The 17,280-nt window shown below is 46.4% G+C and carries 12 protein-coding genes; 6 read left to right on the top strand and 6 right to left on the bottom strand.

The features are described from left to right. A complete protein-coding gene (locus PBAL39_RS21515; protein WP_008245613.1) occupies nucleotides 1-543 on the top strand; it encodes a hypothetical protein in 543 nt (180 codons plus the stop codon). A gap of 20 nt (nucleotides 544-563) precedes the next feature. Here the strand turns inward: PBAL39_RS21515 and PBAL39_RS25470 are convergent, their stop codons facing one another. Further along, on the bottom strand, nucleotides 564-773 hold the full coding sequence (locus PBAL39_RS25470) for a hypothetical protein (RefSeq protein WP_157274165.1): 210 nt from the start codon (nucleotides 771-773) through the stop codon (nucleotides 564-566). Between the two features lie 264 nt (nucleotides 774-1,037). Here PBAL39_RS25470 and PBAL39_RS21510 point away from each other — a divergent pair, with 264 nt between their 5' ends. Both PBAL39_RS21510 and PBAL39_RS21505 read left to right on the top strand, forming a co-directional pair. Then, nucleotides 1,038-2,006, top strand: coding sequence for an AraC family transcriptional regulator (locus PBAL39_RS21510; RefSeq protein ID WP_008245611.1), 969 nt, complete (start codon nucleotides 1,038-1,040; stop codon nucleotides 2,004-2,006). A gap of 16 nt (nucleotides 2,007-2,022) precedes the next feature. Continuing rightward, nucleotides 2,023-3,060 carry an NAD(P)/FAD-dependent oxidoreductase gene (locus PBAL39_RS21505; protein WP_008245610.1) on the top strand — a complete coding sequence of 346 codons (1,038 nt, stop codon included), beginning with the start codon at nucleotides 2,023-2,025 and terminating at the stop codon, nucleotides 3,058-3,060. A gap of 110 nt (nucleotides 3,061-3,170) precedes the next feature. Here PBAL39_RS21505 and PBAL39_RS21500 read toward each other — a convergent pair whose 3' ends face one another. The 3 genes from PBAL39_RS21500 to PBAL39_RS21490 all read right to left on the bottom strand — a co-directional run bounded on the left by PBAL39_RS21500 (nucleotide 3,171) and on the right by PBAL39_RS21490 (nucleotide 5,487). Beyond that, the gene (locus tag PBAL39_RS21500; RefSeq protein ID WP_008245609.1) at nucleotides 3,171-3,980 is read right to left on the bottom strand and encodes an SDR family oxidoreductase; all 810 of its coding nucleotides are present in this window, start codon (nucleotides 3,978-3,980) and stop codon (nucleotides 3,171-3,173) included. Nucleotides 3,981-4,069: 89 nt separating this feature from the next. Then, nucleotides 4,070-4,969 (bottom strand): AraC family transcriptional regulator, encoded by a 900-nt coding sequence (locus PBAL39_RS21495; RefSeq protein ID WP_008245608.1) that lies wholly within the window; start codon nucleotides 4,967-4,969, stop codon nucleotides 4,070-4,072. Nucleotides 4,970-5,097: 128 nt separating this feature from the next. Further along, nucleotides 5,098-5,487 carry a DUF1398 domain-containing protein gene (locus tag PBAL39_RS21490; RefSeq protein WP_008245607.1) on the bottom strand — a complete coding sequence of 130 codons (390 nt, stop codon included), beginning with the start codon at nucleotides 5,485-5,487 and terminating at the stop codon, nucleotides 5,098-5,100. A gap of 160 nt (nucleotides 5,488-5,647) precedes the next feature. Between PBAL39_RS21490 and PBAL39_RS21485 the strand changes: the two genes are divergently transcribed. After that, on the top strand, nucleotides 5,648-6,172 hold the full coding sequence (locus PBAL39_RS21485) for a hypothetical protein (protein WP_157274164.1): 525 nt from the start codon (nucleotides 5,648-5,650) through the stop codon (nucleotides 6,170-6,172). A 157-nt stretch (nucleotides 6,173-6,329) separates the two neighbouring features. Here the strand turns inward: PBAL39_RS21485 and PBAL39_RS21480 are convergent, their stop codons facing one another. Both PBAL39_RS21480 and PBAL39_RS21475 read right to left on the bottom strand, forming a co-directional pair. Next, complete coding sequence (locus PBAL39_RS21480; protein WP_008245586.1) at nucleotides 6,330-8,876, bottom strand: family 20 glycosylhydrolase; 2,547 nt, start codon at nucleotides 8,874-8,876, stop codon at nucleotides 6,330-6,332. A gap of 75 nt (nucleotides 8,877-8,951) precedes the next feature. Further along, nucleotides 8,952-13,265, bottom strand: coding sequence for a two-component regulator propeller domain-containing protein (locus PBAL39_RS21475; RefSeq protein WP_008245585.1), 4,314 nt, complete (start codon nucleotides 13,263-13,265; stop codon nucleotides 8,952-8,954). 194 nt (nucleotides 13,266-13,459) lie between these two features. Here PBAL39_RS21475 and PBAL39_RS21470 point away from each other — a divergent pair, with 194 nt between their 5' ends. Beyond that, nucleotides 13,460-14,269, top strand: coding sequence for a glycoside hydrolase family 16 protein (locus PBAL39_RS21470; protein ID WP_008245581.1), 810 nt, complete (start codon nucleotides 13,460-13,462; stop codon nucleotides 14,267-14,269). 99 nt (nucleotides 14,270-14,368) lie between these two features. Next, nucleotides 14,369-17,280: TonB-dependent receptor (locus PBAL39_RS21465; protein WP_008245579.1), on the top strand; the 2,912-nt coding region annotated here is incomplete at its 3' end.

The raw sequence follows: 17,280 nt of genomic DNA, 5'->3' as shown, positions 1-17,280 counted from the left end.
ATGGTTACAGAAACCCAAAACTTAAAGCTGACTAATTCTAAATATTTCCTGGCAATCCTGCTTTCAGTCCTTATTATGGCCTGTACAGGCACAAAAAGGACTGAAAAAGCTGTAGCTGACACTCTTGAACTATCAGGTGACAGCCAACTTAAGCAGCGCTCGGACTTGAGGAGTGTCAGGCAGCAGGACACATCCACTGTAAACATACCTTCTTTTAAAACGGCAGATGGTTTATCAACAGTTGGCATCACAAATGACAGTTGTCTGATCATTACAGATGCTAAGACAGGGAAACCAACCTTCGATAAATGCTTTGAAAACATCATCATTCAGTTCAGACCTATGAAGGGGAATGTGCTGCCCTTAACATTCATCAGTGGAAAACATTATATGGATATTGATTTTCGACCTGAAGGAGGAGAGTGGGTCGCCAGTGAAGTGATGATCTTTAATCCGGCGAAAGATGGAGAAAAAGGAGCACTAAAAAAGGTTCATGTTGTCCTTAGTGATTTTGATTACAGCAGCATCGCGGAAGGTGAATGATGCTGCTATTAAATGAATGATTAATTATTCGGGCTTGCGTTTATTCCAGATTTGTCGACACTGGAAGTAACCTTCGTGTTTGACGGTATGGCTTGCCTTCCGGTAGTATCTGCTGCTGTGGAATCCACCGAAGATGAGTCTTTCATGCTCCCGTCAGCAGTGTTTTCAGATCCACAGGCGGAGATGAATAAAACTGAGCATAGGGTCAGGCTAAATAGTATCTTTTTCATAATTGTGATTTTAGTTAAATAGTAAAGGATCGTGCTCGCTGATAGTTATTTAACTATTTTCAAAATAATTGGTTTTGATTATATGAAATCAGTCTGGATTGATGATTTATAAGTAGGGTACCGGTATGGTGAATTGAAAAAAATCTGAAACCATACAATTTGGAAATGGCTGACCGATGATCGGAAGTGATAATAGTGCCACGGTTTGTCCTATTATTACAATATAGTTCCATGTATCTTTGTTAAACAGATTAAAGGAGGAATATGATGGCGAAAAAAGTGAAACAGATCAATAACCTGCAGGAGTTCAGGCAAGGATTCATGACTGCTCAGCAGTCCTTGTGTGCCACTGCAACCGATCATGGTCATCATACTTCTGAACAGCTGAATCATAACAACTTCTTTCAGGTTGCTCCATTGGAGAAATTGAGAGCATTGATGAAAAGTGACATGCTGGGATCGACAAAAAGAAGTTTTTATACCATCGTACTGATCACCGCCGGAAATGTAAAAGAGACCATTGGGTTTAATAGTTATGAATTTGGTGCCAACATGCTCTATTTTATCCCTGAAAACCAATTGCACACCATCAGCCACTGGAGCAAGGATCTGAAAGGTTTTCATTGCATCTTCGATGCGGACTATTTCCTGCTTTGTCTGCGGGATCAGGTACGGCTCAGCGAATATCCTTTCTTTCAGCCGGAAAAAGACCATGCAATGAAGTTGTCGGACCTGCAGGCGGACAACATTGTCAGACTCTTTGAGAAGATGTCTTTTGAATATTGCGCCCGTAAAACACATAACGACGATTTGCTGGTCCGCTTATACCTGAACGTATTGCTGATTGAAGCGGAGAGGATTTATAAAAGTCAGCAGCAGGCTGAGCTGATGAACCTTCCTAAAAAGAAAAATCTGGTTTCAAGCTTTCGCCTGCTGGTGGCGCAGCACTACCTGATCAAGCGACAGGTAATGGATTATGCCGAGCTCCTGTATGTGACTCCTCATTATATAAACGACAGTGTGCGCGAGGAGACGGGGAAGCCTGCAAGTGAGTTTATCCGCGACTACATACTCAGCGAAGCGAAATCTCTGCTGATACAAACCAGCCTGACAGTGGCCCAGGTTTCTGCGGAGCTGAACTTCTCCGAACAGTCTTACTTTGGCAGGTTTTTTAAAAAACATACTGGATTGAGCCCTGCCGCTTTCAGAAAACAACACCTAACGCAAGTCTGACAACATCCATTTTCTCATGATGCACATCGATCCGGAATCAGTTGAGGGAAAATTGTCCAGACGTTCTTTTATTGCAAGAGGAGGGGTGGCAGTAGCGCTGTTTACTGCCGGTGTTCCCCTGCTTTCATTTCAAAAAAATAATCTTATGACAGAACAGAATACTTATGACGTCATCATTATCGGTGGCAGTTACGCAGGCCTTTCAGCCGCAATGGCACTTGGTAGGTCGCTGAGAAAAACCCTGATCATTGACAGCGGTTTACCATGTAACAGGCAGACGCCTCAATCACACAACCTGATCACCCAGGATGGCGTGCCGCCTGCGGAAATCGCTGCAATTGCAAAAGGGCAGGTATTGAAATATGATACGGTACAGTTTATTCATGATCAGGCTTTAACTGCCAGAAAAATAGGAACGGCCTTTGAGGTAGCCACCAAAAGTGGCGAGCGCTTTAATGCTTCCAAAATTCTGTTTACTGCGGGTATCAAAGATCTGCTGCCGGAGATCGATGGTGTTACAGCATGCTGGGGAATCTCGGTCATCCACTGCCCATATTGCCATGGTTATGAATATAGTCATCAAAAAACTGGAATTCTTGCCAATGGCGATGTCGCTTTTGAGATGGGTAAGCTGATCTCCAACTGGACGGAGCAGCTGACCATCTTGACGAATGGGAAATCCACCATCCAGGCTGCTGAGCGGGACAAGTTAGTTAAACATGGGATCAATATCGTGGAAGATGAAATTGAAAGACTGGAACATCAGGATGGCCACCTCCGGAAAGTCATTTTTAAAAATCGTGCTGAACTGGAGATCAACGCGATGTATGCCAGGCCGGCATTTGTGCAACATACCGATATTCCCGAAATGCTGAACTGCGAATTTACGGAACAGGGGCATATTAAAGTAGATGCTTTTCAAAAGACGACTATTGAAGGTGCCTATGCGGCGGGGGACAGTACCTCAGCGATGCGCTCTGTGTCTAATGCAATCAGCGCTGGCGCAATGGCGGGGGCGATGATCAACAGGGAGCTGATCGAAGAACGCTTCTAGGGAAAGGCCTTAGGTTCCGGTCGCAGTTCGAAAATAACCTGTCTTCATTGTGACGGAATCGTTGAAGAATCATAAAACATGCTACTCAGCATGTTTTATGATGTCAGATCTTATCCAAAAAACGCTTTGTCCAGATCCCAGTGGAAACCTTCAGCTCCCAATTTCAGTCTTTTTTCATATTCGCCGGTAGCGATTGCTCCCGCCTGGTAGCGTAGTTGATCTTTGCCATCAGTCGCTGCTTCGTAAATGACTGCTGATACGTTTTCGGCAGCGTCCAGGTTAGTCATCAGCTCCTCGTTGAAAAATAGTTTCTGAAACTTGTCAAACATTTCGGTGTAGGCGGCATGTTCAGGAATCACCAGCGAACGTCCTGCGAAATCAGTCCTGGTAGGGCCGGGCTGTACGGTCTTAATTTGGATGCCAAAATTCTTTAGCTCGAAAGCCATGCTCTCCGTCCAGCCTTCAATGGCCCATTTTGTCGCATGATAGAGGGAAAAGAAGGGATAGGCAACGAGGCCCCCGATGGAGGAGATGGTAATGAAGACTCCGCTTTGTCTCTCCCTGAAGTGCGGAATGAATGCCTTGGTCAGCTGGATGACACCCAGGAAGTTAGTGTCTATGATTTGCCTGATGTCTTCATCAGAGGTGCCTTCCAGAGGGCCAACGGTGCCGTAGCCGGCGTTATTCAGGACTACGTCTACCTGTCCCATCTCAGTTGCCTGTTTTACAGCATCAGCAATTTGCTCCGGCTTGGTGACGTCCAGGGTAAGCAACGTGATGTTTTTATTTTCCGCAAGCTCCGCTGCAGATTGCGTATTGCGCATCGTTGCGATCACCTGCCAGCCTTTGGCAGCAAAATATAGCGCTGTTGTTTTTCCGATGCCCGTTGAAGCACCGGTGATGAAAATTGTTTTTGCCATTGTTCTTTGTTTTAATAAAAATGATGGGACAAAATTAGCGCGCTAAGTATCCTTTATGAGAGCATAAAACAATCCAATGATTGCAAAAATCAAATGTCCCGGAATTGAGTGGGTGTCATTTCCATGTGTTTTTTGAAAAAGTTATTGAAATGAGAATTTTCTTTGAACCCCAGACTGAAGGCGATTTCTGATATGTCCTTACGGGAGTGAGTCAGCAGGATTTTCGCTTCCAGAAGGATCCTTTCCTGTATGACAAGTGAGGTCGGTTTGCCCAGTCTTTCCCGAACGGCCTTGTTCAGGTGGTTGACATGTACAGCCAGCTGCTCTGCAAAAGCAGACGCAGATCGCAGTATTAAATTGCCGCCTGTGTTTTCAACCGGGAACTGTCGTTCCAAAAGATCTAAAAACTGACTGGAGATTTTCTCTGAGGCCTTAGAGAATTTTTTTGCTGCAAGTGGTACTGGTTGTGTTTTTTCTGCATTGTATAAAAGCTCAAATACCAGAACCCGCATCCTGTCGTACTTATGCAGTTGAGAGGAACCCCACTCGGCCAGCATTTCTTCAAATATGTCTGTTGCTCTTGCGGTCTGTTCATCCGTTAGCTCGATCACCGGGTTACCACCTTGCTGAAATACTGAATAATCCTTCGGGTTGCCAAAATGATGAAAGAAACTTTCCGTGAACACGCAGGAGTAGCCAGTTTGTGCCGCACCGATGGCCTCCCAATTATAAGGCACATCTGGGTTGGCGAATAAAAGTGCCTGTTTTTTGATGTGTATGGTCTTATCCGACAGGTAGACTTTATTTTCTCCTTTGATCAGGCCGATTTTGAAATATTCCCTCCTGCTATAAGGGATGGGTTGAACACTGCAACCCGGTAAGTCCTCAAACCTGAGCACGTTGAAATGCCCGATCTCATTTTTTATCCGGCCCGGAATTGAATTCAACCGTGCTTTATAAAAATCTTCTAACGTTTCAATGCCTTTCATCCCGTAAACATACAAACATCAGTTGCAAAGAGCGATAAAGAGGACTGCACATTCGCAAAGTTTTACGCCGATGTTACCATCATGATCTAGGTGCAGGCCGTCATAACAGCATGCACAGACATTTGCCACTATTGCGGGATTATTTCCGCCAGAAGCGCCTGGCCTGCGCCGTCGAAATAAATGCAGGTTAAGGTCTTCATCACCACTTGCCATTTGTAAACTCCTGACTTTGCAGCATCCTTACAAAAGGTAAGGTAATCTGTCTTGCCCTGTTGGTGTGCCTTCAGGTCAACCTTGAACTGCCCGGGATTGGAAACATCTGAAATGGTCAGCTGATCGTACTTTCCATCTGATGAGATCTTAAAGTCCCGCTCGCCGTAATAGTCGGTGTGTCCGTCTGAAACATATACGTCGTATCTGATTACACCCATCCCATGGATTGTGGTGATGTATGCGGGGAAGTCGGCACCAGACTTTACATTGCTATGTGCTGCTTTGATTTCTGCGATGGTGAACATTGTTTTCTGGTTAAAGGTTCCTCAATTTTTATCCGATAAAGTAAAATTGTACTAAATTAGTCTGGCTGATCAACCGTCTTTGAAAATTACACAAATTACCACCTAAAGATCAAAGAGCGCTTCGATGAAGGTCCGGATATTTATCAAATATAAGCATAAGATGAACACCTCAGAATTAGAGCTGACACAATTCGAAAATAAGATTCAAGCCATTCATAAGGCCGATTACATCCTGAATTATGTCATAGTTTTTACAACCATTGCGATAGCTCCGGTCGTGATGTACAAAGGACTGATGGCGGCGCAGGATGAACAATGGAAGTTGCTCGTTTTTGGAGGATTTATGCTGATCACAGGCTGTTATACCCTGGTCGTATTAGGAAGAAAATACAAAGTTGAGCTCCTCGAAACGGGGCTTGAGAAAGATAAAAACATTGAACTTATTCACTTTATCCGCAATCATTATGCGGAGAAAGCGCTGCCGCCAGCTGGAGACCATGTCTGCTTGTGGATTTTCGGCGGAATACAGAAGCAGAGTTATATTGTCAACCTTTTTGCCGCTCAACATGCTGTGGTGATAAACGTAAAGATTCAGAGGGGGATACTGGATTTTGGATCTGTAAAAAAGAAGAGGAAAGAAATTGAAGACCTTATCAATGGATTTGTGAGCAAGGAAGGGGGCTGAGGTGCATGAAATGTAAATGTAGCCCTTCATTTTATGGTTGCAGATACAGAAAAAAAATTCTTTATGGGTACAGGTGTGCATACAAAAAAAAGTAAAACAGAAAACCGCCTGCCATACAAAATGACAGACGGTCTCTGATTGGGTTGCAAATGTACCTTTAATTGTTCTGGACGGTGACGGATTTACCTGACCTTCCCACATGATTGAAAACTTTCAGGGTGATGGTTCCTTTTTCCGATACCGGCGTTGTATACACTTTACTCTGCACATCTGGTTCTGCGCCATTTGTGGTATACCTGATTTCAAATCCAGGAAGCTGCACATTGGCGTATACCTTTCCGTCCCGCTGCTGCACACCCGGCTCCGGAATCCGGTACAGAAAGCCGGCCTTGTAGTGATCAAGTCTCGGCAGCTCACGTAGTCCAATGGTACTGGTAAACGTGCTCCATGCCTGTTTGTATTCCTGACTGCTAAAAATGGCTCCCTGAGTACCACTCCATGCAGGGTCCTTTGCCCATGAACGCTCAGCAGAGCCCAGCAGCTTAGGCAATACCATATACTCCAGAAGGCCCTCAGCCACCAGCGTTTCCGACCATAGTGCGGATTGTAATCCAATAATATTGTTTTTGGATTCTGCTTTCAGCTGATCTTTATTCCTGAAAAAGGACTGCGCTACAGGCTCCCCGTATTCATTTTCGGTTGTCGTGAGGTAATAATTGTATGGGATAAAATAAAATGGCTTGTCGACATTCACAAAGCCTGCCCAATTCATGCCGTGCTCATAAAAACTATTGTTATAAGCCATATCGAGGTAGTTGTTGGTGACGTTTGAAAGTACCACCTTGAATCCTCCGTTCGCCAGTTTGTAGGCGAGATCCTCCGCGCCGGTCCCGATAATGTTGTTCCAGACATCAGTGGTGTACCCACGGCCTGACACTGTAGGATCGGTGATCCATTTTCCCTTTCCATTGACCAGTGTCTTTTTCAGACCAATCTCTTCCCATCCCGAAAGGTACAGGTGCTGCGTTTTTAAAATGTCGTTGACCTTACTGAAATAGTATTTCCACATCCCGTATACCGATCCAATAGATGGTTCTTTTTCCAGCAATTGTAATACCGCAGGAGATTTGGCCCATACGCCTTCAGGTACCTCATCTCCTCCCATATGGATGGTCTTTAGCGGGGCACCGGCCTCTGCATACATCCTGACCAGTTCGCCAGTTACTTTCCTGATAAACTGATAGGTAGAAGGGAGGGCGGGATTGATCACATTGTCGTTCCAGCCCTGAACGGAGCGATATACAGAGCTGTCCGCCCTGTCGCGTAACAGGAATTCTTCTGCTTCCTGTTTTTTACCCTTTTTCATATAATAGTCGTACCTGGCATCCATGGACTTAATGGCGGCTCTGGCGTGACCCGGGGTTTCAATTTCGGGAATGATGTCTACATAACGTGCAGCTGCGTATTTCAGCAACGCTATGTATTCTTTCCTGCTGAAATATCCGGTGCCGAAAGGATTGTCTGTTCCCGGGCCGGAACCGTAAGAGGGGGGCAACATATCGTTTGCAATCGAATGTCCACGTCTGGAGCCAATGCTCGTCAGCTCTGGTAAACCATCAATCTCAATTCTCCAGCCTTCATCGTCATTGAGGTGCAGGTGCAGGACGTTCATCTTATATAAAGCCATCAGGTCGATGATTTTGTACACCTCATCTTTCGACTGGAAATTACGCGCTATGTCCAGTAAAAAAGCGCGGTGGCCAAACCTTGGCGCATCGCTCACCTCTACCGCAGGTACAATGAGCTGTTTTCTTTTCGCTGCCCAGCTTTCCGCAGGAAGCATGGTCTTCAACGACTGGATGCCATAGAATATGCCGGAGCCCTCATTGGCGGTGATGGTGATGCCCTGAGGACCTGAACTCAGCAGGTAGCCTCCCTCAGGAGACTCACCGCGTTGAAGTACAATCGCCGGATTCGTTGTCTTTTGAGTAACTATGCCTGGTTTTTTACCTAGAAGTACTCCCAGCTCATCGGCCAGCAACTGTGCCTCTTTGGTAAACGTTGGATCACTGACAATCCTGGTATCCTGATTAACCGTAAAAGATCCTTGAAGCATTTTAATACTTACAGGTGTAGGGAAGACTATTGAAGGTGCGGAAAGGGGCAGGGTGTTCAGTTGCTCGTTATTTTTGTAGGAGGTCAGGGCGACCGCGGGTTCGATACCCGGGATGGCTTTACTTGTGTTCTTCAGGGGATGACCTTTTCCCGGTTCGCGGTCGTAAACGAGATAAAATCCGGAGGGCAATTCTGTATAATTGCGGATTTCAGGTACAGTCAGCGAAATCCTTAGACTACCGTTGCCAGCAATTTCTGTAAGTCCGGGTTTGCTGCGGATCTTAAACAGGTCTCCATTGACCTGGCTCATCTGAAGCTGCTGCTGATGGCCGGCTCCAAGGATAGGTTTCTTGATGGAGTTGAAGTAAAGGCTTAACCCAGACATCTTTATACCGCCGCTGCCACTGTTCTTCAGCACCAGCACAGGTTCGTGTTTTCCTGTTTGCTGGTCAATTTCCCAGCTGTAAGTCAGGGCAGTATGGTCATTGCCGTTGCTGCTTTGTGCAGTGCAATGCAAACAGGTCAGTGCCAAAAATAGTGCGCTCAAAACCAATGTCAGGTTGCTGCGCGTGCTCATCAGATTTCTCATGTCTCAAAACTATCATAGATCTGCCCTCAGGAATTTCCAATGATCCTGATTGGATGTAATTCTGTCCGGTATTCGCTATTCTGCCAGGCCGCGGATGTCTACTGCGTTTTGTTTTAAGGAGGCGACATATTCCTTTGGTGTAAGGCCATACTGTTTGCTGAAACTTTTGGAGAAATAGGAAGGCGTCGAGAACCCCACCTCGTAGGCGATCTGGCTGATGTTCAGCTTTCCTTCCTGAAGGTGTTTCAATGCCGCTTTGAGTCGGATGTTCTTGATAAAATCATGCACACCCATACCGGTCAGCATTTTAAATTTGGAATAGAGTACCGTTCTGCTCATCGCAGCATGCTCGCTCAGCTTTTTGTAGTCGAGATCAGCCTGTGAAAGGTGTGCTTCAATGAACACACTCATCCGCTCCAGAAATTCGCGGTCCAGCTTATTGTAATCCAGGTTCTCCGGAATCAATTCCTCCGATACCGTATATTTTCTTTTTACATTCTCCCTATTGTGAATCAGGTTATAGATGACCCTCAGCAGGATTTTATTGTTGATCGGTTTGTTGATGTAGATGTCTGCACCGGATTCATAACTGGAAATCTGACTTTCCTGATTGCTTTCTCCTGTTAACATCAGCACGGGCACGTGACTGGTCAGCAGGTTGTTTTTGGTCCTATGGCAAAACTCCAGTCCGTCCATCACCGGCATGATCAGGTCAGTGATGATCAGGTCCGGCTGGTTTTCTGTGGCTTTCTGAATGCCATCCCTGCCATCTTCAGCTTCGAAGATTTCAAAAGTCCCCGACAGGAGTATTTTCAGGTAATTCCGGATTTCCCGGTTGTCGTCCACAATAAGAATACGCTTTCCCTTGAGCAGCTGCTTCTGCTGTGGTGGAAACAGCTCTTCTGCGGCCTCCTCATTTGCCGTTTCGTCCGTATAAAGGCTAGACATGAAGGGTAGGGCACTGTCTTTAAGGGCACTGGCGGATAATTCCGAAGCTCCCGGCAGTGTAATGATGACCGATGACCCCCGGCCGGGCAGGCTCTCAATCTTCAGCTGGCCCTGGTTTCTTTTGATAAAGTCCCTGCAGATTTGCAGTCCCAGGCCTGTTCCGGTTTCTCCGGCGGTGCCCAGTGAGGGCATTGGCTGCTGGTTTTCCAGCTGTTCCAGCTGCATACCGGACATGCCCACGCCATTATCGCAGATGCTGATCGTGATCTGCTCTGCTGTATAAAAAGAGCTGATCTCAATCTCCCCGGCCACGGGAGTGAACTTGATGCTGTTACCGATGATGTTCCTGATTACCGTATTGATCATCTGATAGTCTGCATAAATTACATGTTTACTGTCGATGTCGATCCGGCAATGGATATTTTTGTTGTTCAGCTGTATCTGTGCCAGATAAATATTTTTGGCAACCAGCTCATGCAGGGAGATGTAGGAAGGCTGGTAATGGAGCTCGGCCGACTGTGTCCTTGCCCAGTCGAGTAGGTTCATCACCAGTGTATTCACCGAATGTGTCGATCGGCTGATGTCGTACACATAAGAGGTAATCTCAGAAGGTCCGAGCATATTCAGCCTGTTTTTTAGTAGGTCTGCAAGTCCTGTGAGTGCCGATATCGGGTTTTTCAGGTCATGTGCAAGGATGGAAAAGAACCTGTCTTTGGTCTGGTTGCTGCTTTCAAGCGCCTTCACTGCTGACTCCAGTTGTTCGTTTTGCACCAGGATCTGTTTCTGCTGGTTCAGAATCTTGTCGGTTTTCCTCACAATCTCCTTATTTACCTCTTCCAGGTTCTCATTCTGCAGCTTGATCTTTTCGTTACTTTCCAGCAGGAAGGAGTTGCTCTCCGACAGTTCCATGGTCCGCATTTCCACTTCCTGTTTCAGCTGCCGGTTCCGTTTTTTCACCTCGGAAAGGCGGAGGTAAAATATACCCAGTACTAAGCCTGATATCATCAGCAAAAGCAAACCCATAAACCACCAGGTTTTCCAGAATGGCGGGGTAATGATGAGTTCAATGCTGGCAGTCCGGTCAGACCATTCTTTATTGTTCTTCAGACCACGGATGCTAAGCGTGTAAGTTCCAGGATCCAGGTTGGTATAAGTCAGTTTGTTGAGCCGTTGTAGTTTATGCCACTCACCGTCCAGGCCTTCAAGTTTGTACTGGTACTGCTTATGCTCATCTGAAGTGTAGTTCAGGGAAGCGAATTCAAATGAAAAGGAGGACTGCTTATAAGAAAGCACAATTTGTTTCACCTCGCTGATGGCCGCTTTAAGTGGCGAAGGGTCATCCTCATCACCTGCAACGTTCACATCTTCATTGAACAGCTGAAACCTGGTGAAAAGGATAGGAGGATCATAGTTTAAGGGGCTTATTTTTGCGGGGTTGAATACGTTGAAACCATTTCGTCCACCAAAATAAATCTGCCCGGTATGGTCAATGCATTTTGCATATTTGAACTCATCTGCCTGGAGTCCATCTGCAGTAGAGAAATTCTCAAAGGTCTTTGTCTTCAGGTTATATTTGCTGAGCCCCTTATTGGTGCTGATCCATACGGCACCGCGACCATCACCAATGACTGCGCCAATGGCATCATTGGACAACCCGTTGTCGGACAGTAGTACTTCATTGGTCAGGTGGTAGGGATCAAAAACGTTCAGTCCATAGTTTGTGCCAATCCAGAGCTTGCCGTCTTTGTCATCCCAGATGGAGGTCACACTTTCATTGCTCAGCTTCTTGCTGTTTTTCTGGTAGTGTCCGCTGGTAGGTGTATAGGCCGTGAAATTCCTGTCGCGTTCGTTGAACTTGTTCAGCCCGCCGCCATCGGTCCCAACCCAGATGGTGCCGGCATCATCCTCGTGTATGGTCAGGATGTGGTTGCTGCTGATGCTCTTCGGATCAGTGCGGCGGTTGATAAACCTGTTGAATGTTCCACTGTCTTCATTATACAGGTTGAGCCCAGCACCGTACGTGCCTACCCACATCCTGTTTTTGCTGTCGCGGAAGATGGAAAAGGCATAGTTGCTGCTCAGACTATTTGGATCAGAGGGGTCATTTTTCAGATGTTTCCAGGACTGTTGCTCATAGTTGAAGATGGAAATGCCATCCCCCCAGGTACCGAGCCAGAGGTTGTGGTTCCTGTCTTCATTGATGCTCAGCACAAAGTTACCACAGATTCCTGCCTTTCCCGACTGGTGCAAAAAATGTTTGAACTTGCCGTCCGCAGGGTTAAAAAGGTTGAGCCCGCCACCATCTGTTCCAATCCATATGCGGTGAGCGGCGTCTTCAAATATAGTGTTGACAATGTTGTTGCTCAGGCTGTTTTTCGTTTGCTCATACTTATAGTGAACAAAGTTGGACTCATCGGCACTGACCATAGAGATGCCCGCGTTCGTCGTGCCGAGCCAGATGTTCCCTTTAGCATCTCTTTTAATGCAGTTTATGGAGTTGCTCCCAATGCTGGTGAAATCGTTGTCGATGTGCCGGTAAGCGATGGATTGCTGACTGGAGGGATTGTAAATGGCGAGGCCGCCATTCTCTGTGCCGATCCACAAATTCCCCTTTAGATCCTCCTCCATGCAGAGCAGGAAGTTGTGTATAGTTTGATCCGAGCCTGTCTTCTCAAAGTTAATACGCCTGAACCCCTGTGTCGTAGCATCAAATAAATGGAGCCCGCCACCATAAGTGCCTAGCCATATCCGCTTTTTCGAATCCTGGAAAATGAAGCGGAGGTGGTCATCTGACAGTCCTTTTCCGCTTCCGTTAGCGACGCTGAACTGCCGGACGATCGCGCCGGAAGGCGAGATGATAAAGAGCCCTGAGTTTGATGTCCCTACCCAGATGTTTCCTTTATCATCTTCGGTTACACAGGCAATGGCACCGATTGTCCCGTAATGTTTGTAATATCCGGTGCTCTTATTATAGACATACAGACCTTTGCTGCTGCTGCAGATCCATAAGTTATCTTTCTTATCTTTATACAGGTATTGAATGCTGGTACTGACCTGGAGATTCTTGGGAAGCAGTTCTCGGGGCGACAGAAAGCGTTCCTTCTCCATATCCAGCATATTTAGTCCGCCACCGGCGGTTGCCACCCATAGATGATGCAGCTTATCTTCCACAATGCCTTTAACATCGTTGGAGCTGATGGTGTTTTTGCTGGAGGCACTTCGGCGATAAGTGCTGAAATGGTAACCATCGTATTTGTTCAGCCCGTCTCTCGTACCAAACCACATAAAGCCATGATGATCCTGAAAGATGGTCTGCACCACGCTGTTGGAAAGCCCCTGGCTTGTTCCGATCTGGCGAAACTTGAGGTTCGTAGGTTGTGCGCAGACGGTAATGGTTAGAAAAAAGCAAATTTTAAAGAGGATCAGGTGAGTAATTCTCATTCAGTTCTGGTTAGGTGTTGATTTCATTACAATTTATCAATTATTTGCAGAAAATGTTGCCGTTTACACTGTTAAAATTAAATTGCGGACGGAATTACTGTTAAATAGGATTATAGGAAAAGTTTAAAACCAGCCTCCGCGTATTATTGTAAGGAGAATAACAAAGGGCTAAACCAACTACTTCCTGCTTAACGATGACCAACCAAATCAACCATTTCCTGATCACCTATATATTATGTTCTATGGCGCTGACCGTTAAATCCCAGGAGTTCTTTGACGACTTTAACGGCAAGCGACTGGATACTAAGGTATGGGAGAAGGTGAACCGGAAGTGGGGGGAGGATACCACAAAGGCCAGACATGGTGGGGTGATTGGCAGGAATGTTTTCCTGAAAGATGGTAACCTGGTGATTCAGGCCAATGGCAATCTGTACAAAGGGATCGTCTGGGGCCATGGGCAGAAAACCAAAGTAGGGGGTGCCATCTCTACCCGCCAGAAGTTCGCCTCAGGCAGCTATGAGATCCGTGCGAAGATCTGCCCGCAACCAGGGGCATTGTCGGCATTCTGGACTTACTACAATCAAAATGACAGCATCAACCATGAAATAGATTTTGAGTTTCCTGGCAAAAATCAGGAACCCAATGGCCCAAAGGATTCAGACATCCATTGGGGACTGATGACCAACTGGCGTGGTGTGAAAGCTCATGAGTTTAAAAATGCCGATAAATATTTTGGCAACCAGACTGATGGCCAGTATCACCTTTACCGCTTTGAATGGCATACCGGTAGTAAGGAAGAAAAGCGACGCGTGGAATGGTATTATGACAATCAGCTGCTGCACACTTCGTATGATATGGTGCCTACCATCGCCTCGAATTTTTGGGTCGGGATCTGGTTTCCATGGTGGATCGGCAATGCAGATTTCAATAGCGACTATATGTATGTCGACTGGATCAGGATCCGGCCTTTCCATGAACAGGGGGATCAGCTGCGGCAGGAATAACGGACATCGGAAAAAACAAGAACCATAATACATAAAAAAACAAAATCAAATTAATGCTCAGCGCCCTGTTAAATAGCTAACTAAACCAAACAACAGATTATGAACAGAATTTTTACTAAAAAACAACTGCCACCAGGATTGGAAGTTTTGGGATTCCGGGTTTTGCCTACCTTCATGGTATGTGCTTTACTCTGCTTGCCAGCACCTGCATCGGCAAGCCTGAAGGCCAACGTTGCGGTTCAGGTGCCGCAGAGCCAGCAGCAGCTCACAGGTACGGTGACCGATGATGAAAATATTACCGTGCCAGGTGTGAGTGTGACCGTAAAAGGAACTAAAATCAGCACGGCTACCAATTCCGATGGTGTTTTTAAGGTTGCTGCTGCTCCCGGAGCTGTACTGGTCTTTTCCATGTTGGGCTTCCAGACACAGGAAGTAACTGTAGGCAGTCAAAAAGTACTCAGCGTACAGCTGAAGTCGACCTCCAAACAACTCACTGAGGTAATGGTAGTGGGCTACGGTTCAAAAAACAAAAGTACCTTTACCGGCTCAGCAGTTACACTCAAAGCGGAAGACCTGAACAAGTCATCTTTGTCTTTGGCAAACATGCTTCAGGGACGCGCAGCGGGTGTGCAGGTAAGCCAAAGCAACGGAACACCCGGTGCGGCACTGTCCATCCGGATCCGTGGTACCAACTCCATCAACGCCAATTCGGAACCTCTATATGTGATTGATGGATTCCCGGTAAGTGATCAGGTAGGATTTTCCCTCAACCCTGATGATGTAGCCTCTATCACCATTCTGAAGGATGCGGCATCCACAGCGATCTATGGTGCAAGGGGAGCTAATGGGGTCATCCTGGTGACCACCAAAAGTGGCTCTGGACGCAAAAGCAGCCTCAATGTGCACAGCTATGGCGGTTTTCAGAACGTTGTGGAGCAGTTCGACCTGATGAATGGCTATCAGAATGCCTTGCGCATCAATGAAATCTCCAGACAGGAAGGCAATACACCTCCCTATTCTGCAGGCAGACTGGATTCCCTGCAACAGGGGATATTGGGTACCGACTGGCAGAAACAGGTGTTCAGGACGGCTTATGTGAATAACCATAACCTCAGTTTTGAAGGTGGAAGTGCCAAAACGAATGTGTTTTCGAGCTTCGACTACATGGATCAGGCAGGGGTAGTGGTGAAGTCAAACTACAAGCGTATCGGTGGACGTGTGAACGTCAACCATGAGATCAACGATAAATTTAAAATGTCAGCAAGGGTATTTGGAAACTATGGCATCCAGAATGACCTTCCCCTGGCACCTTCTTCCATCAATGGGTTCCTCAAGCAGGTGCTGAAAGCAAACCCTGCTTCAACATTCGACAGTGGGATAAGTGCGCGTCGTGATGCGCAAAACCCTTTACACTTCCTCGAAGCGGAAGACCGTGAGAATTCGACCTTCAGAACGCAGGCTTATTATACGCTTCAATATGAACCTATCAAAAACCTCGTATTGCAGTCGGACTTGGGTGCCGACCTGTCCCGCTCAGAAGCACTTTACTTCGCACCATCTACAGTGATCAGCGCCCAGGCAACAAAAGGGAGAGGCAGCGTTACCAATATTGATGAGCGTGACCTGATCATCAACCCAACGGCAAACTATACCTTCAATAAGTCCGGCCACAATACGAAGCTCCTTCTGGGATACAATGGCCAGAAGTATATGTACAAAGAGGTGGGTACCAATGCCACAAACTTCAGTAGTGATGAGCTGGGGTATGACAATCTGGGGGTTGCTTCGGTATTTCAGGCCTACTCCAGCAAAACGCAGATCAAACGCAAGAGCTGGTTCGGACGTATCGACTATGATTACAAAAACAAGTACATCTTCACAGGTACCTACCGTATTGATGGCTCGTCAGTATTTGGTGCAAATAATAAATTGGGATATTTTCCTTCGGCAGCAGTAGCATGGAACTTTAATGAAGAGAGTTTTGTCAAAGACCTGGGCATCCTTCAATCAGGAAAGCTACGCGTCAGCTACGGGATTACTGGTAATGACCGCATTCCAACGGGTATCTCACAGGCTACTTTCTCCAGTGACAATTCTACTAAGTACACCTTCGATGGCGTCTCAACAGTGAATGGAATTGCCATCACCAGACTTTCCAACCCTGACCTGAAATGGGAAGAAACGAATGCGCTGGATCTGGGCTTAGACTTCAGCTTTCTCGGAAACAGGATCATCGTGGAGGCAGATTATTATAACAAGGTTACCAAAGACTTGCTGTTAGATCGTACCATTGCCTCCTCCAATGGATTCCAGACCCGTTTTGGAAATGCAGGTGAGGTCACCAACAAAGGCTTCGAGCTCTTCCTCCAAACCAGGAATATTGATGCCAAAGGTTTTAAATGGAATACCACTTTCTCCTACGCCAGCAACAAGAATGAAGTAACCTCATTGGGTACTAATAATGCGGACATCTATGTGGGGAACTTCAAGCCGGAAGGAAATGCCAACTTTGAAACTCCTTTTATTGTCAGGGTAGGCGAACAGATCGGCTCTATCTATGGTTATGTGTATGATGGCATCATCCAGACAGGTGACCCGGTGCTGACCACCACACACCCGAATGCGGAAGCAGGTGACCCTAAGTTCGTGGATGTGAACGGCGATGGTATTGTCAATGCGGATGACCGGGTGATCCTGGGATCTGCAGTTCCAAAGTTCAACTTTGGCTTCACCAACAGTTTTACTTATAAAGGATTTGAGCTGGACATCGTGATGCAGGCACAAACGGGTGGTAAATTGGTAAATGTGCAGAAACTGGATCTCCTGAACCCGATTTCTTCAGGCAATGGGCTGGCACAACTGGTGACCGATACCTGGTCGGAAGATAATCCTACAGGAAGCATTCCTGCCAGAGGATTTTATGGTAACACTCACGGTGGATGGGTAAACTCAAGATTTGTAGAAAGTTCTAATTTCTTAAGGTTGAAAAATGTTACTTTAGGGTATACGAT

It is taken from the genome of Pedobacter sp. BAL39 (assembly GCF_000170795.1).
Taxonomy (GTDB): Bacteria; Bacteroidota; Bacteroidia; order Sphingobacteriales; family Sphingobacteriaceae; genus Pedobacter.
The sequence above is the reverse complement of the archived record's forward strand: the minus strand, read 5'-3'. Positions and strand labels throughout refer to the sequence as shown.